Source organism: Prevotella sp. E15-22 (assembly GCF_023204875.1).
Taxonomy (GTDB): domain Bacteria; phylum Bacteroidota; class Bacteroidia; order Bacteroidales; family Bacteroidaceae; genus Prevotella.
The window spans coordinates 2,226,429-2,252,271 of the sequence record NZ_CP096247.1 but is presented as its reverse complement, the minus strand read 5'-3'; the positions used below and the strand labels follow the sequence as shown (position 1 = coordinate 2,252,271).

Sequence of the window (25,843 nt, the reverse complement as noted above, 5' to 3'; positions counted from 1 at the left end):
AATTTCTCAGATATAGAATATGGAACATCCCGAGAATAGTAGTGAATATGCAGGTCTGCAGGTGAATAGTGGCGTCGAACAGCCTTCTATAGTCAATCCTTATCTGAAGCGTAACCGATTCCGTCGACGTGAATTGTCGGTGGCTGATATGGTTGAGGGTATCGTGAAAGGTGATGTTACTATTCTCAGTCAGGCGGTGACGCTGATAGAGAGCATGAATCCCAGTCATCAAGCCAAGGCTCAGGAGGTCATAGAAAAATGTCTTCCTTATAGTGGAAACAGCGTGCGTATTGGTATCAGTGGCGTTCCAGGCGCAGGCAAGTCTACTTCTATTGATGAGTTTGGTATTCATTTACTGAAGGAGAAGGGTGGACGACTGGCAGTATTAGCTATCGACCCTTCGTCAGAACGTTCCAAGGGAAGCATCTTGGGAGATAAGACGCGTATGGAGAAGCTGGCTATTCATCCCGATTCCTTTATCCGTCCTAGTCCGTCGGCAGGTTCATTGGGTGGCGTGGCTCGCAAGACACGTGAGACCATTATCCTTTGTGAGGCAGCTGGCTTCGATAAGATATTCGTTGAGACTGTGGGTGTTGGCCAGAGCGAGACGGCCTGTCATTCGATGGTTGATTTCTTCCTGCTTATTCAGGTGGCTGGCACTGGTGATGAACTTCAGGGCATCAAGCGTGGCATTATGGAAATATCGGATGGTATTGTCATAAACAAGTGTGATGGCGATAATGTGGACCGCTGTCAGATGGCGGCAACCAATTTCCGCAATGCCCTGCATTTCTTTCCGATGCCCGAGAGTGGGTGGTTGCCCAAGGTGTTGTGTTATAGCGGTTTCTATGGTACGGGTGTGAAGGAGATCTGGGATATGATTTATGAATACTTCGACTTTGTGAAAGCCAATGGCTATTTTGACTATCGTCGTAGTGAGCAGGCTAAGTACTGGATGTATGAGACCATCAACGAGCAGTTACGTCAGGACTTTTACCAGAACGCCCAGATACAGGAGCAGTTGAGAGTGGCAGAGCAGATGGTGTTACAAGGGCACAAGACGAGTTTCGTGGCAGCAGGTGATTTGCTGAAACAATACTTTGATAGTTTGAGAGGATGATACAAATAGAGATAGATACGGGTAGTGGTTTCTGCTTTGGCGTGACCACTGCCATCAAGAAAGCTGAGGAGGAACTGGCACAGGGAGAAACGCTTTATTGCTTAGGTGATATTGTTCATAATGGCATGGAGTGTGAACGGCTGAGGCAGATGGGACTTGTTACTATTAACCATGAGGATTTAAAGAATCTACACGATGTGAAGGTATTGCTGCGTGCGCATGGTGAACCTCCCGCAACTTATGAGCTGGCGCGGAAGAATAATATCGAAATTATCGATGCTACATGTCCTGTGGTGTTGAAGTTGCAGAATCGTATCAAACAACAGTATGAGCGAGGTGCCGCACAGATTGTGATCTTTGGTAAGAAAGGTCATGCTGAGGTGCTGGGACTCGTTGGACAAACGGAGTCGTCTGCCATTGTCATAGAGAACTTCGATGAGGTGAAAAGACTTGACTTCTCTCGCGACATCTATCTATATAGTCAGACAACGAAGTCGCTTGATGAGTTTCATCGTATCACGGAGTATATCCAAAGTCATATCTCGTCTGATGCTACATTCCAGAGTTTTGATACCATCTGCCGATCGGTGGCAAACCGCATGCCGAATATCTCGCAGTTTGCAGCGCGTCATGACTTGATTCTCTTTGTTTGTGGAAGAAAGAGTAGTAACGGAAAAGTACTGTACAATGAGTGCTTGCGCGTGAATCCTAATACCCATTTGATAGAAGGGCCTGAGGAGATAAAGCCGTTGTGGCTGAAGAATATTGAAACTGTTGGCATCTGTGGGGCTACTTCTACACCGAAATGGCTCATGGAACAATGCCGTGATAAACTGTTGAGCATTGAAAAATAGATATCTGATTGTCCTGTTGTGGTTGCTGAGCATGACTGTTTTTGCCCAGCGACCTCAGTATGCGAAGATGTCACCTTTATTACGCCGTTTGACGCATTCATCGACAAATGTCAGACGTCTTTCTCCTTCCGTTCAGCCTACCTCTGTCTGTGCCTTCGTGAAGGTGGACGATGGCGGTGATGAAGTTCTCCAGCAGAAAGGATGCCAGATACTGACTCGTGTCGGACAGATACGAATCGTGAATATACCGATTAGTCAGTTGGGTGCTCTTTCGCTCGATCGTCGCATTCTGAGAATGGAGGCCAGGCAGGGCACACAACTGACGAACGACCAGATGGCTGCCCATCTGAATGCCTTGCCTGCATACGTCGGTCAGAATCTGCCTCAGGCTTTTTCTGGACAAGGGGTTGTTGTTGGTGTGATGGATGTGGGGTTCGATCTGACTCATCCCACATTCTTTAGTAATGATACCACACAATACCGTATCCACCGACTGTGGGATATGGTGACACAGGACACTATTGGTAGTCAGTTGTTTGTCGGCCGTGATTATGTTGGTCGTGATGCGCTCTTATCATTAGGTCATTCGCGCGATGGTCTAGATCTGACTCATGGCACACATACTACAGGTACTGCGGCTGGTAGCGGCTGGCAATCAGCCTATCGCGGCATGGCGCCCGAAGCTGATATTTGTTTGGTGGCGAATGCTGTCGTGGACGATTATGTTTATATCGATTCTGCTGATATCTATAAATATACCTTTGCCACAGACGCATTGGGCTTTAAGTATCTGTTTGATTATGCTAACAGTGTCGGAAAACCTTGTGTGGTCTCATTTAGTGAAGGGTCTATGCAGGATTTTTGGGGCTATGATCAGTTGTACTATGAACTGCTTGATAGTCTTGTAGGACCAGGACGTATCATTGTGTCGGCAGCAGGAAACAATGCGTGGCTGAAGTCGTGGTTTCGAAAACCAGTAGGCCAAGTCTCTATGGGAACGTTCGTTATTCATCCTGAACAGGATATGTTGCTGACATTTAAAGCTTCACGTCATTTCCGTTTACGCTTCGTTACCTATTCTGCCCAACGTGATACACTTGAAGTGAGTACTTCCGATGTTTTGGCTCAGCCAGACTCCGTGCTTTACGTTGCCTCACAGAGTGGAGAACAGGTTCTCTCTGTTATGACGGAGGCTTATCCATCATGCTATGATTCCCAGGAAGTTTGTTATGATGTTACGTTGTCCTCGTCAAAAGGTGTCGGTATGGAGTGTCCTGTGTCTGTCGAAGTGCTCGGACGTGAGGCCGATGTGGAGTGCTATCGGATGAATGGTCAAATGGTGGCTAACGATTTGAATCCTTTGCTCAATGCGGGAGATGGATCACATAGCATCCTTTCGCCTTCTAGTGCACCATGTGTCATCTGTGTAGGTGCTACATCTTATCGCGATAGTATTCAAAACCTAAATGGCGAGTGGAAAAAGTACTGGCCAGGACACGGAGGTGTGCGTGTGGAGCCATCGTCGGTCGGTCCTACTTTTGATGGACGTATGAAGCCGGACGTGATGGCACCTGGTAATAATATTATCTCGTCATACAGTTCTTATTATATGGAGAGTCATCCAAACAACAGAGACTTGACGTGGAATGTGGAGTGCTTTGATTTTAAAGGACGTACTTATGCCTGGAACAGTAACAGTGGCACTTCAATGGCATGTCCGGCTGTGGCTGGTGCAATCGCTTTATGGTTGCAGGCAAAGCCGGATTTGACTCCTGACGAGATAAAGACTGTGCTGAGTCATACCGCCCGTCATTATGATGAGTCATTGTTATGGCCCAACAACGAATATGGCTATGGTGAGATAGATGTTTATCGTGGACTATTATATATATTAGGTATAGATGGCGTTCCTGCTATTTCGCAGCAGCATACGAAGGCCCGTGTCTTTAGTTCTGGAAAACAAGTTCGTGTTGTGTTGCCAGAATTGTTGTCTGCACCTTTAAATATATGTATATATAATATGAGCGGTCACCTTGTGAAGGCAACCGCTCTTGATGCAGGGCAGACGGACTATGCCGTTCCTGTTAGTTATCTTCCTTCTGGAATCTATGCTGTCCAAATCAATGGTTCTTCAAAATATGATGGATCAACATTGATTAAGCTTTAGAAGCTTTCTCAAACTGTTCCATCAGCCAATTGTTCTGTTCTTCAATGGTCATGTGACTATTGTCGAGCAAAATGGCATCGTCAGCCTGGTGGAGGGGAGATACGTCACGATGTGAATCGATGTAGTCGCGCTCCTGCACATTTTTTAGAATATCAGCATAGTCGGCAGGCATGCCTTTCGCTTGCAACTCTTCAAAACGGCGCTGGGCACGTACCTCTGCTGAGGCCGTCACAAAGATTTTCAGTTCGGCATTGGGGAATACAGTGGTGCCAATGTCGCGACCATCCATCACGATGCCACCTTCCAATCCCATCTTCTGTTGCTGAGCTACGAGTGCTGTACGTACAAAAGGGATGGCAGCGATGGGACTTACGTGATTGCTTACTTCAAGATTACGAATCTCAAGTTCCACATTCTCGCCATTAAGAAACGTGGTGGTTTTGCCATCAATCAGTCGCTGGTCAATATTAATTTCTGGCATGGCCTGGCGCAATTGCTCCTCAAGTACGCTGCCGTCGGCATTAAACAGATTGTTGCGTAAGGCAAACAGCGTGACACAACGATACATGGCACCAGTATCAACATATACATAACCCACTTTGCGGGCCAAGTCTTTGGCCATTGTGCTTTTTCCGCACGACGAATGACCATCAATAGCTATAGTAATTTTTTTCATAATATATACGAGAAGTTAATCATCAAGGATGCGCTGCTTACATGGTATTTTCCATAAGCAATGTGAAGGGAAAGTCGCTCAAGCGTCATGCCAGCACCCAACGAAAGTGCTGCGCCATGAGAACTGCCACCAGAACTTTCTCCGCTCTTATCTTGACCGTCTGCAATCTTCATTTCTGAGGCTCGCATAGCATTGTATCCAGCTGCTATGTAGAATTGATTAGATAACATCAGGTCAGCTCCCAATACAAGATGTTTTCCTATTCCGTATTGCCAATCATTTAGGCGTACTAATGTAGCGGAGAAACGTAAAGGTGAGCCAATGAGGCGCTTGGTGATACCTACTTGGAGGTCAAGGGGCATGCGCTCAAAATCATCCTCATAGGCCGTTAGTTGTCCGCCCAAATTGCGGGCTACGGCTCCAATGCTCCATTCGGTATTGGCGTCGTAGTAGTTGAGGCCTAAGTCTACAGCTGCCGCTATGGAATTGTTATGACCGATATACGAGGCAACCATTTTGGCAGTAATGCCGCCATTGATATGTTCTGTGAGTCCGTATGCGAAAGTTCCGCCAACGGCAAAGTCTTTAGCATTAAATGTTCCTGTTTGTTGGTTGTCGTAGGTCGTTTCCTTCATTTCGCCATAGTTGATGAAACGCCCTTGAAGTCCCCAAGTACCACGGCTTCCAAAGGCTTGTGAATAAGATGCACTTCCAGTGACAGATCCTTGCATGTATGTCATCATATTGAGACCTAAAGTGCGGTCGCTGACATTGTTGACAAGTGCGGGATTATGGAACACCAGTGACGCATCATCGTCGCATAATGAAATATTGTCGCCTCCTAATGCTGCGGCATGGGCGCTGATGGGTAGTCTTAGAAAGTTGAAAACAGTCTGGCTGTCCTGCGCCTCTGTGTGAAGTGCAAGCAACGTGATGGCTGTGGTAAGAACTACTTTCTTCATCTTCTTCTGTAAGAAATCGGGCACAAAGATACGAAATAAACCACATATTACAAAAAGAAAAGTAATTTTTCGTTTTGTGTTTTGCTCACTTCTTCGTACCTTTGCACCCCGATGGAAGCGAAGAAAAGTAGAAAAGCTGATTTGGAGCGCGGATGGTTCGGAAGATTCGCGTTAGGCCTGATTGTTGCGCTTTCATGCATGTTTGTAGGCCTAAACTACAGCGTCGAACCCGACGACCCTTTGGACGATCCGGATTTGTTGGATATGTTCTCTATGGACGAGGACCTGTCGTCATTGATGCGTCCGGAAAATGAACTGGAATTGGCTCCCAAAGCAGAACCAGAACCCGCCAAGAAACTAGTGGTTGCTGACGAGGAGAAGCAAAGCGAACCATTGTCGGATGACGAGCCTGTGGAGACGGATATGAACAACGATATGAGTGCCTTGGACGATGAAGAACAGGATAATTCCAAACCAGAAGAGGACGAGGTGATTAGTTTCCGTGTGGTGGAAGACTTGCCTCAGTTTCCTGGAGGCGCTGTCGAGATGATGAAATGGCTGCAACGCAATCTGAAGTATCCTCCTGTAGTTCAGGAACGTAAGATACAGGGCAAGGTTGTTGCTGAGTTTATTGTCAATAAAGATGGGTCTTTGACTGATTTCAAGGTTGTTAAATCACTCAATTCTATGTGTGATCGTGAGGTGTTGCGAGTGTTACGTATGATGCCTCGTTGGACTGCAGGCGTACAAAACGACCAGCCTTGTCGTACAAAGGTTTGTATTCCTGTCGTTTTTAAAATGTAATTCTTAAAACCGATATAGTAATGATGACTTCTGCTGAGATTTTAAAAGTGGTGAATCAAGGTTTGGAATCCTTGTCTTACAATCGTAAGCCAACATCTCTTTATGAACCTATCCGTTATGTGCTTTCTTTGGGTGGAAAGCGTATTCGTCCAGTATTGATGTTGTTGAGTTATAATCTCTTTAAGGATAATCCTGAGACGATCCTAATGCCTGCTTTGGGTTTAGAGACTTATCATAACTATACATTACTCCATGACGACCTGATGGATAATGCTGATGTACGTCGAGGCTGTCCTACTGTTCACAAGAAATGGGATGCAAATACAGCTATCCTCAGTGGCGACTCTATGCTGGTATTGGCATATCAGCGTGTGGCTCAGTGTGAGGCGCAGTTCTTGCCACAGGTTCTTCATCTTTTCACAGAAACAGCATTGGAGATAGGTGAAGGACAACAATTTGATATGGATTTTGAATCGCGTTGCGATGTGACAGAAGATGAATATATTGAGATGATTCGTCTGAAGACAAGTGTTTTGCTGGCTTGTGCGCTGAAAATGGGCGCTCTTCTTGCTGGCGCTTCTGACAAGGATGCTGATTTGCTTTATCAGTTTGGAGAGAAAATTGGTCTAGCCTTTCAGTTGCAAGACGATCTGCTGGATGTCTATGGCAATCCGAAAGTTTTTGGAAAGGCTATTGGTGGCGATATCACTTCCAATAAGAAAACCTACATGCTCATTAATGCTGTGAACCGTGCTAACGATGCTCAGCGTGCCGAATTGTTGAAATGGATAGAGGCAAAACAGTTTGACCGTGCCGAGAAGGTGGCAGCTGTAACGCGCCTTTATGATGAGATAGGAATTCGCCAACTTTGCGAGGAAAAGATTAACTTCTATTTTGAACAAGGCAAACAGTTGTTGGAGCAGGTAAATGTTTCAAGTGATCGCAAGGAAGTGCTTCGTCAATATACAAATGCTATGATGCATCGCGAGAAGTAATATGGAGAAGGCTGTGATGTATGTTGATACGCATTGCCATTTGGATGGCGAAGAATTTAATGCGGATAGGGAAGAGGTGATGCAGAGAGCGCGTGAGGCTGGCTGTCAGGCAATCTTCCTTCCTGCCATAGACATGCCGTCTTCTCAGCGTATTTTGCATCTTTGCCAGCAATATCCTAATTACCTTTATCCTATGGTTGGCTTGCATCCTGAGGAAGTTCGTGGTGATTGGCGCGAACAGTTGGGTGCCATCAAACAGCTCTTTACACCTCAGGTAATAGCTATAGGTGAGGTGGGGCTAGATTTCTATTGGAGCCGTGAGTTTGAGAAAGAGCAGTTGGAAGCTTTTGAGGAACAAGTCCGTTGGTCTATTGACATGCAGTTGCCTTTGATGATTCATTGTCGCAAAGCACAGAACGAGATGGTTTCCATACTCAAGAAGTATGCCCAAGATTTGCCAGGAGGAGTATTTCATTGTTTCACAGGCAATGAGAAGGAAGCTGCGGAGTTGTTGCGGTTTGACCGTTTCGTTTTAGGTGTTGGCGGGGTGTTGACGTTTAAAAAGAGTCACCTGCCTGATGTCCTTCCGCAGGTCGTTCCTCTTGATCGTATTGTTCTTGAGACGGATGCTCCCTATATGGCACCCGTGCCGATGCGTGGACAGCGTAATGAGCCTTCCTATGTTCAGTATGTACTGCAGCGCATGGCCGAAGCTTATGGTATAAACGAGGAAGAATTAGCAAGAAAAACCAACGAGAATGTCGTACGTGTCTTTGATGTAAAAATATAAAGAATATTAAAAAATCGACATTCTTCATTCTACGCTCTTCTCTCTTCACTTTTTTTATTACCTTTGCATCCGCTTAACAGTAAGGAGAGGTGCTCGAGTGGTTGAAGAGGCACGCCTGGAAAGCGTGTAACCGGCAAAACCGGTTCGCAGGTTCGAATCCTGTTCTCTCCGCCAGGAAGAACAGGTTCAAAGCTTTTAGGCGAAATGTTCTCTCCGCCAGGAAGAACAGGTTCAAAGCTTTTAGGCGAAATGTTCTCTCCGCTCTTCCCCTGATTTTATAATGAGTAAGATGAATAGACTGAAAATGGTCCTTGTGTTAACTGTTATGTTGATACTGGGAATGACAATGCAGGCGCAGGATGCGTTGCCCATTGACTCGTTAGTTGGTGCAGATGATATGGCAGCCATAGAGGCTATGGCCAATGATGGCGAGTTAGGGTTTCATGATCAACTGAAAAACAAGTTTGTTGAGGGTGATCCTAAGTACATGTCATTGGTAGCTTTTGTGCTGGTGTTAGGTTTGGCCCTTTGTGTTGAACGTATTATCTATTTGACACTCTCGGAGATCAATACGAAGAAGTTGCTTGCCGATATTGAAAAGAAGGTAGAAGCAAACGATGTGGAAGGCGCCAAGTCTATTTGTCGTGATACACGCGGACCTGTTGCCAGTGTCTGTTATCAGGGCCTCCTTCATATAAACGAAAGTGCAGAGGACATTGAACGTAGCATCATTAGTTATGGTAGTCTTCTTACTGCACGTCTTGAAAGGGGATGCTCATGGATTAAACTATGTATTGCGGTTGCTCCTTCGCTCGGATTCCTTGGAACGGTGATTGGCATGGTTATGGCTTTCGATCAGATTCAGGCAGAAGGTGATATCAGTCCTACTATCGTGGCCGAAGGTATGAAAGTGGCGTTGATTACTACAATTTTCGGTATCATTGTGGCACTTATCCTGCAGGTGTTTTATAACTTTGTCAATACTCGTATTGACCGCCTTACCATGCAGATGGAGGAAGGTGCCATTAACCTCATGGATATCATTGCAAAGCATAAAACATCAAACGCATAAAAGAAAGTATTATGATTGACGTTCTGCTCTATACGATATATGTGCTGATGGCAGTGCTGGCGGTACTGGTTGTGTGGTCTGTTGTTCATCAGTATACCACGCATAACGATTAAGCATATTAAGCTAATAGGATTACAAGTCGTTTGCTGATGTTTGCACGTAGAAGAAGAGAGATGCCAGGTCTGAACACGACTTCAACAGCCGATATTTCATTCATGCTGTTGATCTTCTTCCTTGTTACTTCCTCAATGGATAGCGACTGGGGACTTCCCCGTCAGTTGCCAACTCCTGAAGATCATACTCAAGAACAAGAGGTTGTTGTCAAAAAGCGCAATGCACTTTGCCTTGTACTTGGTGCTGATGGCTTGTTGACATGCAATGGTGAATCTCTTAAGATTGATGACTTGTCAATGCGTGTGGAGGAATTTGTGGACAACGCAAAGAATGATCCTCTTCTTCCAGAGAAAAGTAAGCGTGAGGTTCATTTGCTTGGACTTTGTCAGGTTAGCGATCGTCATGTGATTATGATTGATGTTCATCCTGAAGCTACTTATGATGCCTATTTTCAAATGCAGAATGCTATTGTTCAGGGTTATAACAACCTGCGTAATCAATTGGCTATGCGTCGTTTTGGACGTCCATTAAATGCCTGTAGTACAGAACAGCGCGATGCCATTGGTATGGTCTATCCTCAGCGTATTAGTGAACAGACAATCAGTCAGGAAGGAGGTGCCAGATGAAAAGAGGAGTGTTCCGCCGTCGTCGCCGTGAAATGCCGGGTCTTAATACGGCAGCCTTGCCCGACTTGATTTTTACCGTCCTCTTCTTTTTTATGATTGTCACTCATATGCGTGATGTGGATCCTCAGGTGCGTTATCAAGTGCCTCAGGGTACGGAACTTCAGAAGTTGAATCATAAGTCTGCTGTCAGTTATGTCTATATCGGCCGTGTGACAGGTGCACCCGTTGACAGTTTCTATATCCAGTTGAACAACAAGTTGGCTACGATTGATGATATCAAAGCCTATGTTGAGCAGGAACGCTCGCAAATGTCATCGGAAGACCAGCCTCGTATGACAGTCTCCATTAAGGCCGACCGCGATGTACCATATGCTATTATTTCTGGGGTGAAACAGGCATTACAAGAGTCATTTGCTTTAAAAATCAACTACTCTGCGTCAAAAAAGTAACAAATTGTCGCTTTTTACAAGTTTTTTCTACATAAATTATTGCTATTATCATTTTTTATTGTTAACTTTGCATGTTCAATAAAAGAAAATGTATTATGGCAAATCAAAAACTTGACGGATTAGATAAGCAAATTCTAAAACTTATTGCAGCCGACGCTCGTATCCCATTCTTGGAGGTGGCACGAGCTTGTGATGTTAGTGGTGCAGCTATTCATCAGCGTATTCAGAAACTCACGAATATGGGTGTGTTGAATGGTTCGCAGTTTATTATTGAGCCCGAGAAGTTAGGCTACGAAACCTGTGCGTTTATTGGGCTGAATCTGAAGAACCCTGAGGACTTCGATACCGTTGTTGCAGAGTTGAAGCAGATTCCTGAGGTTACCGAGTGTCACTATACCACTGGTAACTTTGATATGTTCATTAAGATTTATGCGCAGAATAATCATCATCTGCTCACCATTATTCATGATAAACTGCAGCCTTTAGGTCTTAGCAGTTCACAGACACTGATCTCTTTCCATTCAGCATTCGAGCGTCAGTTGCCTATCATGGAGATGATGGATATGGACGATTAATTTTGGGTGAAAGACAAATGAAAAAGCGTGAGCATCCTGCTCACGCTTTTTTGTTATCTATTTGACGTAGTCAACAAAACTGTAGGCCTGCGCATGACGTTCGTCTATAGGATGCTCTTCTCGCCAGATCTCTTTCCATTCGCTGTAGTCAGGAAAGAATGTGTCTGCTTGTGCGGGCGTGTCGTCTACTTCGGTTAGACACAGACGGTCGGCCTTGTTCAGCAGATCGCGATAGAGGCTTGCTCCACCTATTATATATATATCCTCGTCAGCCTTGCATGACTTGATGAAACTGTCCCAATCGTTGAAACACTCGCAGCCGGGCAATTCATTGAGGCTGCGTGTCAGCACGCAGTTGCGACGGTTGGGTAGCGCACCTTTTGGCAGACTCTCAAATGTCTTTCGTCCCATAACAATGGTGTGTCCTGTTGTCAGGGCTTTAAAACGCTTGAGGTCGTTGGGCAGCCAGTATATCAGCTTGTTTTCAAAGCCGATGGCCCTGTTACGAGCCACGGCAGCAATCATATTAATCATTTTTCTATGCGTAGTTTTTTTATGCGCAAAGCATCATTATACGTGCAGGTCTAAAACAAATCGCGTTCCTTTGGTGAACTTAGGATCAAGTTCCAAATCACCATTCATCTTTAGTGCCATCTGTTTGCAAATGGGCAGGCCCAAACCATCACCCTTGGTCAGATCATGCATCTCTACAAACGGCTTGAACAGGTCATCACGTTTCTCTTCGGGAATTGCCTCGCCCGTGTTTGATACAAGGAACTGATAGGTGTGTGGACTGCGTTTCTTAAACTCCAGACTGATAACACCTTCCTCTGATGTGTATTTTGCAGCATTGTTCAGCAAGTGGAGCAGAATGTGTGTGACATAGTCTTTGTTGATGCTAACACTCATCTTCTGAGCATTCACCGACAGAGAGACATTGCTCTTCACTTTATCCTTGATTTGTTCCATGATAGACTCGCAGAACGGGTGAATCTGTGTCTCTTCCAGTACCACAGCCTCTTGAGGGGTGTTCTCCAACTCAGACAATGTTTGAATATGACTGGTAAAGTTGAGCATAGCCTTTACGTTGGCATTGTTAGCATCCAACTTCTTAAGGCTTGGTTCCAGGTGAGACGAGATATTACTGATAAACTTAGCCTTCAGAGCATTGGTCTCGTTGGCCAACTGAATCGTTTTCTTCTGCTTGCGTGTCAATACGATGAAGCGCAGCAGGATGATGGTACCCACCACCAACGCACCTGCCAGGATGGCTGCCAGAACGCCAAGACTGATGATGATGGCCTGTCGGCTGGCCAGTGAACTGTCTTTCTCTTCGATAGTGGCCTCGTGGTCGGCAATCTGCTTATTCAAAGCGCCAATCTGATCGGCCACCTTCATGGCATTGGCAGAGTCTTTCCAAGCAATATAGTTGCTATACGACTGGGCCACCATGTTGGCATTGCCAGAACGACGACCATTAGCTATCAGCGTCTGATATACCTCGTCAACCTTATCGTATTCCTTTGATGCTGTGAGCTTGGCAGCCATCTCTTGGAACACTGCATTGCCCTGAGCATTCTGGCCGAAAGTGTAATAGAAGATAGCTTTGCTATACAGCAGGTCGTTGTCAATGCTCTCGTCACCAGCTTGTCTGGTAAGTCCCTCCAAAATGTTGAGCTGGTCTTTTGCACTCTCGCTTCTTCTCATCTTCATGTACATCTGCATGCGTTCCTTGGTTGCCAGATAGTGCATGGCAGCCTTCTCGCTGTTTGCCAATTTGGAGTCGGCATTAATCACCTGATCAATACGACGCAGCAGGTCGAAAGCTTCTTTGTAGAAATTTTCCTTATAGTACATGGCAGCGCCCTTAACGCCACACTCTACTCCCAGCTTGGTTTGGCCTTTGCTGGCATAATCGTTGAAGGCATGGATATACAAAGAACGTGCCTTCGCTATGTTCTGACTAGCATCAACAGCCTCGGCTTGTTTCTGCAACTCGCTCTTTTCCTGTGCGCTGATAATACCGCAAACGAGCAGACCGAAAAGTATAACAAAGATTCTCTTATTCATGGCAATATGATGTTAAATTATAAATTGTCATTTTCGTTACATTTTAAATTTAAACAGATACCTCTGCCTTGATGTGGGGCCACGGATCGTAGCCTTCCAATTGGAAGTCCTCGTACTTAAAGTCGAAGATGCTCTTCACATCTGGATTAATCTTCATTGTGGGCAGTGGTCGTGGCTCGCGTGTCAGTTGAAGGCGGGCCTGCTCCAGGTGGTTTAGATACAGATGCGTGTCGCCTGTGGTATGAATGAACTCACCAGGTTTTAATCCGCATACCTGCGCCATCATCATACACAATAGGGCATACGATGCGATATTGAAGGGTACACCCAAGAAGGTATCTGCACTACGCTGATAGAGCTGTAATGACAACTTGCCATCAGCTACATAGAACTGGAAGATTGTGTGACAGGGAGGCAACGCCATCTTATTCACTTCAGCCACGTTCCATGCCGACACAATCATACGACGCGAATTGGGGTTGTTCTTAATCTGATCCACCACATATTTTATCTGATCTATCGTGCCTCCGTCGTAGTCGGGCCATGAACGCCACTGATGTCCATAGACAGGCCCCAGCTCACCATTCTCATCGGCCCACTCGTTCCAGATTCTTACACCGTTGTCCTGAAGGTACTTCACGTTTGTGTCGCCATTCAGAAACCACAGCAACTCATAGATAATAGACTTCAGATGCAACTTCTTTGTGGTGAGCAGAGGGAAACCCTTGCTCAGGTCATAACGACTCTGTGTGCCAAAGACGCTCAATGTGCCCGTACCAGTGCGATCGCCTTTCTGCGTTCCTTCTTTCAGTATACGGTCCAGTATGTCAAGGTATTGTTTCATTTAAGTTTTTTGTTTTTATGGTACAAAGGTAGTGCAAAGCAATTGAAATGCAAAACAAAAAGGCATTTATTTCATTTAACTTAGCCAAATTGCAGTTCTTTTTTGCATGATAGGAACAATGTTTGGTGGTGCAGTGAGAAATGAGTTCCTTTGCAGTAAGTTTTTTAATTCAGAAACAAAGAAATGGCAAACGAAAAGATTGTTTTGGTGACAGGTGCCAACAAGGGCATCGGCTTTGGCATTGCAAAGCATCTGGGATTAAGCGGATGGAACGTGATTCTTGGTGCGCGCAACGAGCAGCGTGCAGAAAAGGCTATCAGCGAACTGAAGGCAGCAGGCATCAATGTGTTGGGCTATGTGAATATCGAACTGAAGGACCTGAATGGTGTCAGTCAGGCGGCAAAGGAAATCAGTGAGAAATATCCTGGCCTTTCACTCCTTGTCAACAATGCCGGCATTCCTGGCGATATGAGTGTGGATAGTGCTCATACGGAGTTGAGCGATATTCGCGAGACACTGGACGTGAACTTCATTGGCACATGGGCGCTGACGAAAGCCCTGCTCCCAATATTGACCAGCAACAATGGTCGCATCGTGAATATCACCGTGCCTTCAGAAATCAGTCCCTACTGGCATCCGTTGGCTTATGTAGCCAGTAAGGCAGCCCAGAATGCCATGATGGGGGTGATGGCTATAGAATTCCAGCAGAGCAAAACGTCCGTAGAGATTTTCTCAGTACATCCAGGTCCTACCACCACCGACCTGAATGGCAATATGTCTCTGCCTGGTTTCCACGATATCGAGACAGTAGGTCAGAAAACTGCCGAACTGATTAATGACGGACAAAACCATCAGGGTGAGTTCATCGAACTTTATCCAATCGTAGAGGAGTAAGTAATTATAAAAACAATTTTCGATAAGAAATGCAAGAGAAAAGTTCGTTTTTCTTTTGCATTTCTTTTGTTTAATACTATCTTTGCACACATAAACCAAAACTATGATGATGAGGAAACCTTTTTTGATGGCTATGCTCGTCCTGTCGATATGGGCAGGAAAGGCAGAGGCACGCGATTATAATATTGTGGCGTATGGTGCAAAGGCGGATACCACGGTGCTCAGTACGAAAGCCGTGCAGCAGGCGATAGACGACTGTGCGAAGGCGGGAGGCGGCAGAGTGGTGGTGCCCACGGGCCAGTATAAGATAGGTTCCATCGTATTGAAGTCTGACGTTCACCTCTACCTTGAACAAGGGGCTACGCTCTATGGCAGTACAGACCTGAAGGACTACCTGCCGATGAAGTCCGACTACATCTCATTGCGCACACAGACATCAACCATTCAGTTGATCTATGCCGATAAGGTGAAGAATGTAGTGATTGATGGCTTTGGCACCATCGACGGACGAGGACGCGCCTTCAAAAAACTCACTTGGAACGATGAGGGTATCACTCGTCCACATCTCATTCGTTTTATCCAGAGTCAGGACATCATTATCAAAGATGTTACCCTCAAGAACTCTGGTTGCTGGATGCAGCACTACCTGGCTTGCGACCGTGTGAGAATAGACGGCATCAAGGTATTCAATCGCAACAACTATAACAACGATGCAGTCGATATCGATGGCTGTCATGAGGTCATCGTCAGGGGTGTCATGGCCGACAGCGACGATGATGGTATCGCACTGAAGAGTACCTCGCCCCGTCTTTGCGAGAATATTCTTATTAGCGACTGCGTGATATCCAGTCATTGCAATGCCGTGAAGCTGGGCACAGAGACCAACGGTGGCTTCCGCAATATCAATATCAGTGGTATTGTGGTGAAACCCAGTAGCGACCAGTCCAGTCAGTTCTTTGGCGCTCCTTCGAAAATAGGCACTTCCGCCCTCTCGCTCGAGATTGTTGATGGTGGCTTGCTCGAGAATGTCAGTGCTTCAGACTTCACCGTTGAAGGCACTGAGTCGCCCATCTTCATTCGCTTGGGCAATCGCGGACGAGGCTATCAACTGAGAGAAACAGCCAAAGGACTAAGTGGAAAAGGCAATGATGATACCATTTCAGAACTGATTCCTATTGACCACGTGGGCCGTATCGACGGTATCCGTTTGGATAACTTTCAGATTCGAAATGCAGGTGCTGTGGGCTGTTCTATCACAGGTCTGCCTGGCTATCCTGTGCGCAACGTGTGGCTCTCGAATATCTCCATCCATCATCAGGGAGGCGTGAAAGAAGGTGACCTCAAAGCCATCAATGATTCCATTGTCAATGAGAAAGAAAAGGCCTACCCAGAGGCTACGATGTGGGGCAACCTGCCTGCCAAGGGTTTTTATCTGCGTCACACCCGTCATATACACTTCGATAACGTCGAAGTCAGAACGGAAGCCCCCGATGCCCGTCCGGACTTTGTTCGTGTGGATGCCGAGGGGTGGGGCGATCAGGGCGACGGCACCTACCGTAACCCTGTGCTTAATATTGATTTCTCAGACCCTGACGTTATCCGCGTAGGTGAGAAATATTATATGGTCGCCTCCGATTTTCATTTCCTGGGCATGCAGGTGCTGGAGTCTGAAGATATGGTCAACTGGCAGTATATCAGTCAGATATACCATCGTTTCGATGCACCAGGATGGGATGATAATAAACACTATGCAGGTGGTTCGTGGGCGCCTGCTATTCGCTATCACGACGGCCTCTACTACGTCTATTTCTGTACCCCAGAAGAAGGTCTTTATATGAGCACGGCGAAAGATCCGCATGGACCTTGGGCCCCTTTGCATCTGGTTAAGCGTGTGGAGAAGTGGGAAGACCCATGTCCTTTCTGGGATGAGGACGGCAGTGCATATCTTGGCCGTAGTCGCTATGGCGCAGGTCCCATCATCATTCACCGTATGTCGGCCGACGGCAGGCAACTGCTTGACGACGGCATCACTGTCTATGAGGGGCCTGTGGCCGAAGGTACTAAATTCCTAAAACGCCATGGCTATTACTATCTGGTTATTCCAGAGGGAGGTGTTACCTCAGGATGGCAAACGGTGCTTCGCTCAAAAAATATCTATGGACCATACGAACGGAAAATCGTGCTGGAACAGGGCTCTACCAATGTTAATGGTCCTCATCAGGGCGCTCTGGTCGATGCTCCTGACGGCAGTTGGTGGTTTTATCATTTTCAGGAGACGCCAGTCTTAGGGCGTGTGGTCCACTTGCAACCCGTTCGCTGGCAGGACGATTGGCCCCTGATGGGTGTAGACTATGACGGCAATGGTGTTGGTGAACCTGTGGCGGAATGGCAAAAGCCCATAGCATCGTCGTCAGCATTCCTGCCCCAGACTGCTGACGACTTCAATGGAACTGACCTGGGACTGCAATGGCAGTGGAACCACAATTCTGTTGACACTCATTGGAGCCTGAAGGAGAAAAAGGGTTGGTTGACGCTGAAAGCCCTTCCTGCCGACAGTTTGAAACTCTGTCGAAATATGCTAACGCAGAAAGTTGTGGGCTATCAGAGTGAGAGTACCACATTGCTCACCATTGCGGGCCATTGTTATGCTGGTCTTTGTTGTAGTGGGAAATACTTCAGGGGCATTGGCTTGTGTAAAGAAGGTGTCTTTGTTGAGTCTCAAGGACAGCGCGAGGTCATCCAAAAGGGCAAGTTCCAGAAGCTCTGGGTGCGCGTTCAAAATGATTGTGTGGCCAATAGGCATCAGTTCTTCTATAGCACCGATGGAATTCATTTCGTAAAAGTAGGCGATGCCTTCCCCATGCGTTCTGGCTATTGGAAAGGCATCCGTGTGGGACTTTTCTGCTATGGAAACAGTGGAAAGGCCTCGTTCGATGATTTTACGCAAAGGGTTAGTCCATGAAACGAAGCACAGGCTCGTAGTCCTGAGGTACGTGCGTTGTCTTGATGCGCCATTCCTTAGGATAGAGGTTGTTGGCACGGTTCCCAATGTTTTTTACCAAACCAAGTGGGTGATTCATGAAGCATACCTCCACCAGTCCGCGAGGCGTGTCAGGTGATAACATAATAGCTTCGTGACGCAGATAGGCCATTGCCTGTTGATAAGATAATGGGTATTGTGGGTACCCACTTTTGGTATCCTCACTACCAAGCCTTGGTAGTGTGGCTACCAAGCCTTGGTAGCCTGAGTACCGACGCTTGGTAGCCTGGCTACCAAGGCTTGGTACTGACGCTACCAAAGTTTGGTACTCATCTTGGTACTGTTGTTTCTGAAGGACACACATGAAGAGTCCCTCGCTTCGTGTAATGCCTGGGATAAAGCGATATACGGGTTCGTTGAAACCATCGAGTAGCGAACCAGTGATGTTCCATTCCGTCTTGGTGTCAACGGGCAGTACCTTGGCACCCAGTTCTTCCATCATCCAACGGACGTTCTCCTCGTTTTCCTTTGTATTAAAGGTACACGTACTATATATAAGTAAGCCACCTTCGTTGAGGCACTGCCAGGCTTCACTCACAATGTCACGTTGTAACTGCCAGCATTTCTCCACGTTTTGTGTGCTCCATTCCTTGATGGTGGCCTCGTCTTTGCGAAACATGCCTTCGCCCGAGCAGGGAACATCACACAGAATCACGTCGAACTTCATCTTTGACTTCCGATAGTCCTTGGGAAAGAGGTTCGTGACGTGATGGTTAGCATAGCCCCACTTTTGGACATTCTCCAGCAAAATGCTGGCCCTGTTGCGCATGGGCTCATTACTATAGAGCACGCATTCCTCTGGTAATACTGCACGCAGGAGGGTTGACTTGCCGCCTGGTGCTGCACAAAGGTCAAGTGCCATGTTAACGGTATTCGGCAGATGCTGGCGCAAGGCCTGGTCGAGAAACATGGATGCGGCTTCCTGAACATAATAGCATCCGGCATGAAACAGCGGATCGAACGTGAAGTTGGGTCTGCTTTTCAGATAGAAGGCATTGCGACACCATGGAACAGGCACCATATCATCCTTCAGACATCTTTCTGCCGATGTCTTCTTGGGGTTCAGACGTATGCTCACTGGGGTGTCTTCTTCGAACGAATGCAGGTATTGTTCGAAGCGTTCGCGGCCCATCAAGGCCTCTGTGGTCTGTATGAATTCTGCAGGTAATTGCATAATTGCTTGCAAAATTAAAAAAAAAAACGCACCTTTGCAACTTATTAGGAAAAAGATACGTCAAACATACGGAAATAAAACAAAAAAGGATATGGATATGAAAAAGATTTTATGGACTTTAGCGCTTGTATTCACCTTTCAAGTGATGGCCGTTTCTGTTCAGGCCGCACCCAAGAACTCTGCTAGCCGTCAGGTGGTGGCCTATTCAGACACAACCTCGCTCGATTCTGCCATGACTGCTGCCATGGGTAACTGGGACGATGCAGATGATTGGGACGATTGGGATGAGTGGGAACATGCTAACTCTACCTCGCTGATGGAGAAGATGGGCGTGGAGAATGTGCTGTTAGATGGCATCGGTGGCATGTTTTTTGTGATTGTGGTGCTTATCATCATCTTTATATTAGCGCCTGTGGCCTTGATAGGCATTATTCTCTATTTTGTCTTTAGGAACCGCAGGGAGAAAATGAAACTTATGGAGATGGCTATCAAGAATGGTAAGACGATCCCTTTGGATGCCATGGGAACACCTTGTGCTGGTGGCGACGATTATCTGTGGAACAAAGGTATCAGGCAGGTATTTGTGGGTGCTGGTCTCGCCCTTCTGCTGTGGTTCATTCTTGATGGACTGGGATTGGCCATCGGTGGCTTTGTGATGATATTGGGCTTTGGCAATATGGCCATTGGACATAATGTCATGAAGAGAAAAAAGGAGCAGGAATTGCGTGACCAATATTATCGTCAGAACAGAGAAGAAACAACTTCAGAGGAACAGAAGTAATCAATGAAGTCGTTCAGCGATATCACTCTTGTAGCACAGGTGGCGGTGTTCCACAACCAGCGGGCGTTCGATCAACTGGTTAGGAAATACCAGTCGCCTGTGCGCCGATTCCTGCTTAACCTTACGTTGGGCAACGAAACGCTGAGCGACGACTTGGCACAGGACACGTTCCTGAAAGCCTACGAGCACATCACGCAGTTCAAGGGTATAGCCTCGTTTCAAACGTGGCTCTTTCGCATTGCATATAATGTGTTCTATGACTATAAGCGAAAGAAGACGGAACTGACGCACGACCAGCAGCCAGCGTCCTCTTATACCTCTTCTGCCTCGCTCAAAATGGATATCCGCACAGCGCTGGCTCAGTTGAAGGAAGATGAGCGCGCCTGCGTTACCCTGCAGTTGATTGATGGTTATTCGATTGATGAGATAGCGAATATACTGGGAATGCCTGCCAATACTGTGAAGAGTCATCTTCGCAGGGGAAAGGAGAAACTAACAAATTACCTTAAAGCTAATGGATATGACGGAAATAGATAATAGTTTACTTGAGAAATTCTTTGAACCTGCCCGACAGCAGCATATCGATGACGAGGGTTTTACAGAGAAGGTGATGCGTCAACTCCCTGATAGGGCTATGTGCCTGTCGCATTGGTGGACCTTTTTCTGTGCTGTCCTTGGCATTGTCCTTTTCTTTGTCTTTGAGGGATGGCAGCCATTGCTGGTAAGTGTTATCAAGATGGTATACACTTTCTCATGGAGTGATATTCATCCCATTCCATGCTTCATGACGTTAGGGGTGATTACTTGTTTGGCTCTGCTTGAGCTGGTGCATCGGATGGAGCGGATGCAGGTGTAACAGCCATGCCATAGGTTGTACGTAGTACGATAAACTCTGTACGGCGGTTCAACTGGTTGCATATCTCTTGTTTCTCCTCGTCGTCAAGGGCGCGGATAAACTCTTCTGTCAGCACATCGCCTTCCTTCAGCCAAGGATATTTTTCTGTTAACTTGCGTTTGATAACCTTGGGCTTCATCTTTCCATAGCCCATGGGCGACAAACGGTCTTCTGCGATGCCATGCTCTATAAGATAGTTTACCACACTCTCGGCTCTGCGCTGTGACAAACGCTCATTATAGGATGCCGAACCGCGGTAGTCAGTATGTGCACTTAATTCGATAGTGACATTGGGGTTCTCGTTAAGCAGACTGATTAGCTTGTCGAGGGCTTCCGTAGATTCTGGTCGCAGTGTGGCTTTGTCAAAGTCGTAGAATATATTGTCGATGAGTACGGGGGCAGTGATCGAGGCCAATGGGAACTGCAAGACATATTCTTCTGACTCGAGCACGGGCTCTACGCGCAACTCTTCAGTATGGTTCAGATATCCTTTACAGGTACCAAGGAATACATAGTCTACGCCAGGTTTAATATATTCTGTGAACGATCCGTCGCCCTTGACGCTTAGCTTGAGGTTTGTTCCATCGTTTCCTACCATATAAACCAATGCCTCGGGCAACTCATAACCGTCTTTCTCGTACACCCAGCCCTTCACCGTTTGCACCACCTCTTGCTTCTCAAACGAGTAGATGTGGTCCCAGCCGCGTGCATCGCCACGGTTCGAGCAGAAATAACCGCGGTTGTGCAGACCTTCGAATGTCATGCCGAAGTCGTCGCCAGCAGAGTTTAGTGGTGCACCTGGATGCTCCAACTCCCAGTGAGTGCTGTCTGGTTTGGCAATAAAGACATCTAATCCTCCAAAGCCAGGGTGACCATCGCTTGAGAAATAGAGGTCGCCGTTGGGGCGGAAGGTTGGAAACATCTCGTTGCCTGGCGTGTTGATGGGGGCATCAAGGTTTTCCAGTCCGATAAGTCCATGACTGGTCATCTGTATGCGCCATATATCGTAGCCTCCCATTCCGCCAGGCATGTCGCTGACAAAATAGAGCCACATGCCGTCTGGTGATACTGCCGGATGGGCGAAAGTGGACAATGTGTCTTTGGTTATTTCAAGGGGTGTGGCTTTGCTCCATGAGGCGTCACTTCGTTGGGCAGTGACTATTTGAGCAAAGCGGGGATAGCTGGGATCAGTCTTACAGAGTGTAAGATACATGGTCTTGGAATCGGGCGTAAAGGCGCAGGCTCCCTCGTCAAGTTCTGTATTTAGCTCACTTTCAATGGGTTCTGGCTTCGACCATTTCCCCTTGTCGTCTTTCTGTGAGAAGAAAATATCAGCATTCTTCGTACCTGTGATGCCACTTAATTCATCGCCTTTGGCCTGGTTACGTGTGCTACTGAAATATAATTGGCTATAATCATCGCCTGCCAATACGGGTGAATACTCCGCACGGCGAGAGTTAAATAACTCTTGTTTCTTCACTGTATAGCCAGAATATTGTGCTTCTGACTTCCATTTGGGAGCCATGCGGGCTGATTGTAGTCCGTTCTTTACTAAAATATTCTGGGGCATGGAGTCTTGCAACATCACAAAGGTTTTCTCGGCTTCTTTGTATGAACCGTTCTTCAGTTGCAGACGTCCTAGGTGTAATAATGCTGTTGAGTCAACCTGTTTGTAGCGTACAGCATTATTATAGGATGCAATGGCTTTCTGTGTGTAGTTGATGCGACGATAGCAGTCGGCCATCTTCAGCGCACGTTGACCGCGCAGGGGCTTTTCTTTTGATTTTGTTTGCGAGTAGGCTTTCTTATATTGCGTGGCAGCATCATAGTATTCTCCTAAGGCGAAGAATTTGTCGCCCTTTCTCATGGCCGCATCGGCTCCACATCCCATAATGAGGAGACAGGTCATGCCTGCAAATATGATATTGAATAGTTTGCGCATACCTTATTATAACGTAGGCCACTCTCTTTTATTGTGTTCGAGCGAAACTCACACTCGAAAGCGGATGTAGGCGCGGTCGTCGAATGAGTTGTTGCCTAAGGCAAAGGCCTTTGTGGCTTTAAACTCGCCAATGTTCAAGGGGTCGTTCTTGCGTTGCCAGTCTAGGCGTGATTCTGAGGCCTCAAGGGTTGACTCCAGAAAAGGATAGCCATCACTGGCTAACACAATGTCCCATGGCTGGAAGTCGAGCGTGATGACGCGGACATGCTGTGGCGGAATGGAGAATCCATCGACTACAGCATAATCTTTGTTCTGCTGTTTCATGGCTTCAAGCATGCGGGGAATGATGGCTTCGCGAGCTGTGTCGTGTTCCAGGAATTGTTCAGTTGCTTCCTTGTGCTGGTTAATGATGGCAGCTCGCTGCTCGGCCAGTTCTTGTTCATAGGGTTTGGGGTTGTCATAATACGTATCGCCCACCAAACACTGACAGTCACCAATCATCCAAATCTCTCTGTTTAGTCGGCTGAACACGATAACCGATGCCGTGAGTCGTTCTTCAGGATGCTCGGCTAAATGTGCAATATCGCTCTTCTTATAGTGGCTGGCAATAGCACGCGAGACATCATTGCAGAACTGTTGGCACGTGAGATTCCCTTTGGCCTGGCGGATAAAGCGGCTGATAATCTGCATGGCGTAACGACCATTACTGCGAAAAAGGCTATAACGTCGGTTGGTCTTCGATGTTGAACCGTCAATAACGGCAATATAATCTTTCGTGACGACAATGCCGTCCTCGCTTTTCTTCTTGGGATTCTTGGCAACGAGTACCTGTTCTATGATTTCCATTTATTTATCTTCTATCGGTTGACGGAACGTACATCCTTCTTTCCAGCGTGAGCAGCCATAGGCTGTTTTACCTTTGATAATAGTGCCTTGACCGCATACGGGACAGGGCTTTCCTATCAGAGGATCGGTGGGCGCGGCTGATTGCTCCGTCTTTTTTTTGCGTGATGTTCTTGGCTTTTTTGTCTCACCTTTGGCTTTAGATTTGTTGTCAGCCTTGGGCTGTTCCACCTCTATTGGTACTCGACGATTGCTTTGGTCGCCCATCACCTGCATCACGATATCACTTACCTGTTGTTTCAGTTCATCAAGGAACTGTTTTGGATCGTATTTCTCAGCTTCGATGTCGCGCAGTTTCTTTTCCCAGATACCTGTTAATTCGGCGCTTTTGAGGAGCTCCTCGCGAATTAAGTCAATGAGTTCTATGCCTGTGGGCGTTGCTACCAGGTTTTTGCGTTCCTTTTTAATATAGCGGCGTTTGAAGAGGGTCTCGATAATGGCAGCTCGTGTTGATGGTCTACCGATACCGTTCTCTTTCATGGCACGGCGCAACTCTTCGTCCTCAACCAGTTTTCCTGCTGTTTCCATGGCGCGCAGCAGAGTGGCCTCTGTATAGAACTTTGGAGGTGTAGTCATCTTTTCGGTCAGGGTTGGCGTGTGTGGTCCTTTCTCGCCTTTCTGGAAATCGGGTAGTGTGCGCTCCTCTTCATCGGGCTTTTTGTCCTCGTCGTCGGTTTGCGTGTCTTTGGCATAGACAGCACGCCAACCGGCATCCAGAATGGTACGGCCGGTTACCTTGAACTCGACGGTTTGCTCTGTGGGTTGCGACTCTGTTGCTGCAGAACGAACTTCTCCTAATACCGTTGTCTGTGCAAACTTGCAATCAGGATAGAAGACCGCGATAAATCTTCGCGCAATGAGGTCGTACACCTTGCGCTGCAAATCGGTGAGGTTCTGGGGCACAATGCCTGTGGGAATAATGGCATGGTGATCGGTGACCTTCGAAGAGTCGAATACTTTCTTTGACTTGAGCAGTGGTTTGCCGCCCAAAGGGCGTACTAACTCTGCATAAGGCGACTGTCCTGCAAACTTTACTTGGAAGAGTCCGTTCATGGTTTGTGGACATTTGCCGTAGACGTCATCAGGAAGGAAGGTTGTGTCCACACGAGGATAAGTGGTCAACTTCTGCTCGTAGAGCTGCTGAATAAGGTTCAGCGTCATCTCTGCAGAGAAACCGTATTTTTTGTTGCAATCTACCTGTAATGAGGTTAGGTCGTAGAGTGATGGTGGCACCTCTTTGCCGTTCTTCTTCTCAACTTTTGTTACTTCGAAGGGCTTCCCTTCAATGGTGGCAAAGGCCTGCTCGCCTTCTTCTTTTGATGTGAATTTCCCAGAGGTGGCTGTGAATGTCGTGTCACGATATACAGTGGCCAGCACCCAATATGGCTCTGGTTTAAAATTGTCAATCTCCTTTTGGCGGTTGACGATGAGTGCCAGGGTAGGGGTTTGAACACGACCGATACTCAGTACCTGTCGGTTCTGACCATATTTAATAGTATATAGGCGCGTGCAGTTAATTCCTAAAAGCCAATCGCCAACGGCACGTGAGAGTCCTGCAAGATATAGCGACTGATATTGATTCTGATCTTTCAGATTAGCAAAACCTTCGCGTATAGCCTCATCGGTCATGGATGAAATCCAAAGACGTTGAACAGGACATTTTGCTTGTGCTTTCTGCATCACCCAACGCTGAATAAGTTCACCTTCCTGACCGGCGTCACCGCAGTTGATGATGCTGTCGGCTTTCGACATCAGTCGTTCAATGGTGGCAAACTGCTTCTTGATGCCTTCGTCATCCTTTAGTCGGATGCCGAACTTGGGTGGAATCATTGGCAGTGCCGACAGACTCCACGATTTCCAAACGGGTGTGTAGTCTTCGGGCATTTTTAACTCACACAGGTGACCAAAAGTCCATGTCACTTGGTAGCCATTGCCCTCCATATAGCCGTCGTGCGAGGTCGTTGCACCGATAATTCTTGCAATGTCTTTTGCAACGCTTGGCTTCTCTGCAATGCATACAATCATTCTTTTTTTTTATTTTTATGCTGCAAAGTTAGCAAGAAAAACTGAATATATTCGCTTTTTTGTCCCTTTTT

General features: G+C 46.8%; 24 protein-coding genes and 1 tRNA gene. 16 read left to right on the top strand and 9 right to left on the bottom strand.

The genetic code is table 11. From position 1 onward, the window contains the following. Positions 1-19 precede the first annotated feature (19 nt). Genes meaB through M1D30_RS09225 form a run of 3 tightly spaced genes read left to right on the top strand, consistent with a single transcriptional unit; the run spans position 20 to position 4,141 of the window. Entirely contained in the window at positions 20-1,120 is a 1,101-nt protein-coding gene (gene meaB / locus M1D30_RS09235) for a methylmalonyl Co-A mutase-associated GTPase MeaB (protein ID WP_248503272.1), read from the top strand. After that, a complete protein-coding gene (locus tag M1D30_RS09230; protein ID WP_248503269.1) occupies positions 1,117-1,974 on the top strand; it encodes a 4-hydroxy-3-methylbut-2-enyl diphosphate reductase in 858 nt (285 codons plus the stop codon). The genes meaB and M1D30_RS09230 overlap by 4 nt, the downstream gene beginning before the upstream one ends. Then, positions 1,964-4,141, top strand: coding sequence for a S8 family serine peptidase (locus tag M1D30_RS09225; protein ID WP_248503267.1), 2,178 nt, complete (start codon positions 1,964-1,966; stop codon positions 4,139-4,141). Before M1D30_RS09230 ends, M1D30_RS09225 begins: the two co-directional genes overlap by 11 nt. Here the strand turns inward: M1D30_RS09225 and cmk are convergent. Further along, entirely contained in the window at positions 4,131-4,817 is a 687-nt protein-coding gene (cmk, locus tag M1D30_RS09220; RefSeq protein ID WP_248503265.1) for a (d)CMP kinase, read from the bottom strand. The genes M1D30_RS09225 and cmk overlap by 11 nt on opposite strands. Next, complete coding sequence (gene porQ, locus M1D30_RS09215; protein ID WP_248503258.1) at positions 4,814-5,779, bottom strand: type IX secretion system protein PorQ; 966 nt, start codon at positions 5,777-5,779, stop codon at positions 4,814-4,816. The genes cmk and porQ overlap by 4 nt, the downstream gene beginning before the upstream one ends. 111 nt (positions 5,780-5,890) lie before the next feature. Here porQ and M1D30_RS09210 point away from each other — a divergent pair, with 111 nt between their 5' ends. From M1D30_RS09210 to M1D30_RS09175, 8 genes are all read left to right on the top strand, one after another. Next, positions 5,891-6,583 (top strand): energy transducer TonB, encoded by a 693-nt coding sequence (locus tag M1D30_RS09210; protein WP_248503256.1) that lies wholly within the window; start codon positions 5,891-5,893, stop codon positions 6,581-6,583. A gap of 20 nt (positions 6,584-6,603) precedes the next feature. Further along, positions 6,604-7,578, top strand: coding sequence for a polyprenyl synthetase family protein (locus M1D30_RS09205; protein WP_248503254.1), 975 nt, complete (start codon positions 6,604-6,606; stop codon positions 7,576-7,578). A gap of 1 nt (position 7,579) precedes the next feature. Beyond that, a complete protein-coding gene (locus M1D30_RS09200) occupies positions 7,580-8,368 on the top strand; it encodes a TatD family hydrolase (protein WP_248503253.1) in 789 nt (262 codons plus the stop codon). Between the two features lie 83 nt (positions 8,369-8,451). Further along, positions 8,452-8,542: transfer RNA gene (locus tag M1D30_RS09195), tRNA-Ser, on the top strand. Positions 8,543-8,657: 115 nt separating this feature from the next. Then, positions 8,658-9,440: a MotA/TolQ/ExbB proton channel family protein gene (locus tag M1D30_RS09190; RefSeq protein ID WP_248503251.1), complete on the top strand. Its 783-nt coding sequence runs from the start codon at positions 8,658-8,660 to the stop codon at positions 9,438-9,440. A 173-nt stretch (positions 9,441-9,613) separates the two neighbouring features. Then, positions 9,614-10,180: a biopolymer transporter ExbD gene (locus tag M1D30_RS09185; RefSeq protein ID WP_248503250.1), complete on the top strand. Its 567-nt coding sequence runs from the start codon at positions 9,614-9,616 to the stop codon at positions 10,178-10,180. Then, positions 10,177-10,629, top strand: a complete 453-nt coding sequence (locus M1D30_RS09180) for a biopolymer transporter ExbD (RefSeq protein ID WP_248503249.1) — start codon at positions 10,177-10,179, stop codon at positions 10,627-10,629. The genes M1D30_RS09185 and M1D30_RS09180 overlap by 4 nt, the downstream gene beginning before the upstream one ends. Before the next feature lie 95 nt (positions 10,630-10,724). Beyond that, positions 10,725-11,204, top strand: coding sequence for an Lrp/AsnC family transcriptional regulator (locus M1D30_RS09175; RefSeq protein ID WP_248503247.1), 480 nt, complete (start codon positions 10,725-10,727; stop codon positions 11,202-11,204). A 57-nt stretch (positions 11,205-11,261) separates the two neighbouring features. Here M1D30_RS09175 and M1D30_RS09170 read toward each other — a convergent pair whose 3' ends face one another. The 3 genes from M1D30_RS09170 to M1D30_RS09160 are packed head-to-tail and all read right to left on the bottom strand — an operon-like array spanning position 11,262 to position 14,118. Continuing rightward, the gene (locus M1D30_RS09170) at positions 11,262-11,738 is read right to left on the bottom strand and encodes a dihydrofolate reductase (RefSeq protein WP_248503245.1); all 477 of its coding nucleotides are present in this window, start codon (positions 11,736-11,738) and stop codon (positions 11,262-11,264) included. 36 nt (positions 11,739-11,774) lie between these two features. Next, positions 11,775-13,274 carry a HAMP domain-containing sensor histidine kinase gene (locus M1D30_RS09165; protein WP_248503244.1) on the bottom strand — a complete coding sequence of 500 codons (1,500 nt, stop codon included), beginning with the start codon at positions 13,272-13,274 and terminating at the stop codon, positions 11,775-11,777. 49 nt (positions 13,275-13,323) lie between these two features. Next, on the bottom strand, positions 13,324-14,118 hold the full coding sequence (locus M1D30_RS09160) for a thymidylate synthase (RefSeq protein WP_248503243.1): 795 nt from the start codon (positions 14,116-14,118) through the stop codon (positions 13,324-13,326). A gap of 183 nt (positions 14,119-14,301) precedes the next feature. On the opposite strand from M1D30_RS09160, the gene M1D30_RS09155 reads away from it, so the two are divergent. Continuing rightward, a complete protein-coding gene (locus tag M1D30_RS09155) occupies positions 14,302-15,012 on the top strand; it encodes an SDR family NAD(P)-dependent oxidoreductase (RefSeq protein WP_248503240.1) in 711 nt (236 codons plus the stop codon). A gap of 103 nt (positions 15,013-15,115) precedes the next feature. Beyond that, positions 15,116-17,974 (top strand): family 43 glycosylhydrolase, encoded by a 2,859-nt coding sequence (locus tag M1D30_RS09150; protein WP_248503239.1) that lies wholly within the window; start codon positions 15,116-15,118, stop codon positions 17,972-17,974. Here M1D30_RS09150 and M1D30_RS09145 read toward each other — a convergent pair. Then, a complete protein-coding gene (locus M1D30_RS09145; RefSeq protein ID WP_248503237.1) occupies positions 17,964-19,226 on the bottom strand; it encodes a hypothetical protein in 1,263 nt (420 codons plus the stop codon). The two genes, M1D30_RS09150 and M1D30_RS09145, sit on opposite strands and share 11 nt — an antisense overlap. Before the next feature lie 97 nt (positions 19,227-19,323). On the opposite strand from M1D30_RS09145, the gene M1D30_RS09140 reads away from it, so the two are divergent. The 3 genes from M1D30_RS09140 to M1D30_RS09130 are packed head-to-tail and all read left to right on the top strand — an operon-like array spanning position 19,324 to position 20,863. Beyond that, positions 19,324-20,007 carry a DUF6249 domain-containing protein gene (locus tag M1D30_RS09140; protein WP_248503235.1) on the top strand — a complete coding sequence of 228 codons (684 nt, stop codon included), beginning with the start codon at positions 19,324-19,326 and terminating at the stop codon, positions 20,005-20,007. 3 nt (positions 20,008-20,010) lie between these two features. Next, complete coding sequence (locus tag M1D30_RS09135) at positions 20,011-20,544, top strand: RNA polymerase sigma factor (RefSeq protein ID WP_248503233.1); 534 nt, start codon at positions 20,011-20,013, stop codon at positions 20,542-20,544. Next, the gene (locus tag M1D30_RS09130) at positions 20,528-20,863 is read left to right on the top strand and encodes a DUF5056 domain-containing protein (RefSeq protein WP_248503231.1); all 336 of its coding nucleotides are present in this window, start codon (positions 20,528-20,530) and stop codon (positions 20,861-20,863) included. The genes M1D30_RS09135 and M1D30_RS09130 overlap by 17 nt, the downstream gene beginning before the upstream one ends. Here the strand turns inward: M1D30_RS09130 and M1D30_RS09125 are convergent. The 3 genes from M1D30_RS09125 to M1D30_RS09115 are packed head-to-tail and all read right to left on the bottom strand — an operon-like array spanning position 20,808 to position 25,772. Then, positions 20,808-22,844, bottom strand: coding sequence for an OmpA family protein (locus M1D30_RS09125; RefSeq protein WP_248503230.1), 2,037 nt, complete (start codon positions 22,842-22,844; stop codon positions 20,808-20,810). The two genes, M1D30_RS09130 and M1D30_RS09125, sit on opposite strands and share 56 nt — an antisense overlap. Positions 22,845-22,892: 48 nt before the next feature. Then, positions 22,893-23,690, bottom strand: coding sequence for a hypothetical protein (locus tag M1D30_RS09120; protein WP_248503227.1), 798 nt, complete (start codon positions 23,688-23,690; stop codon positions 22,893-22,895). Next, complete coding sequence (locus M1D30_RS09115; RefSeq protein ID WP_248503226.1) at positions 23,691-25,772, bottom strand: DNA topoisomerase 3; 2,082 nt, start codon at positions 25,770-25,772, stop codon at positions 23,691-23,693. Positions 25,773-25,843 lie beyond the last annotated feature (71 nt).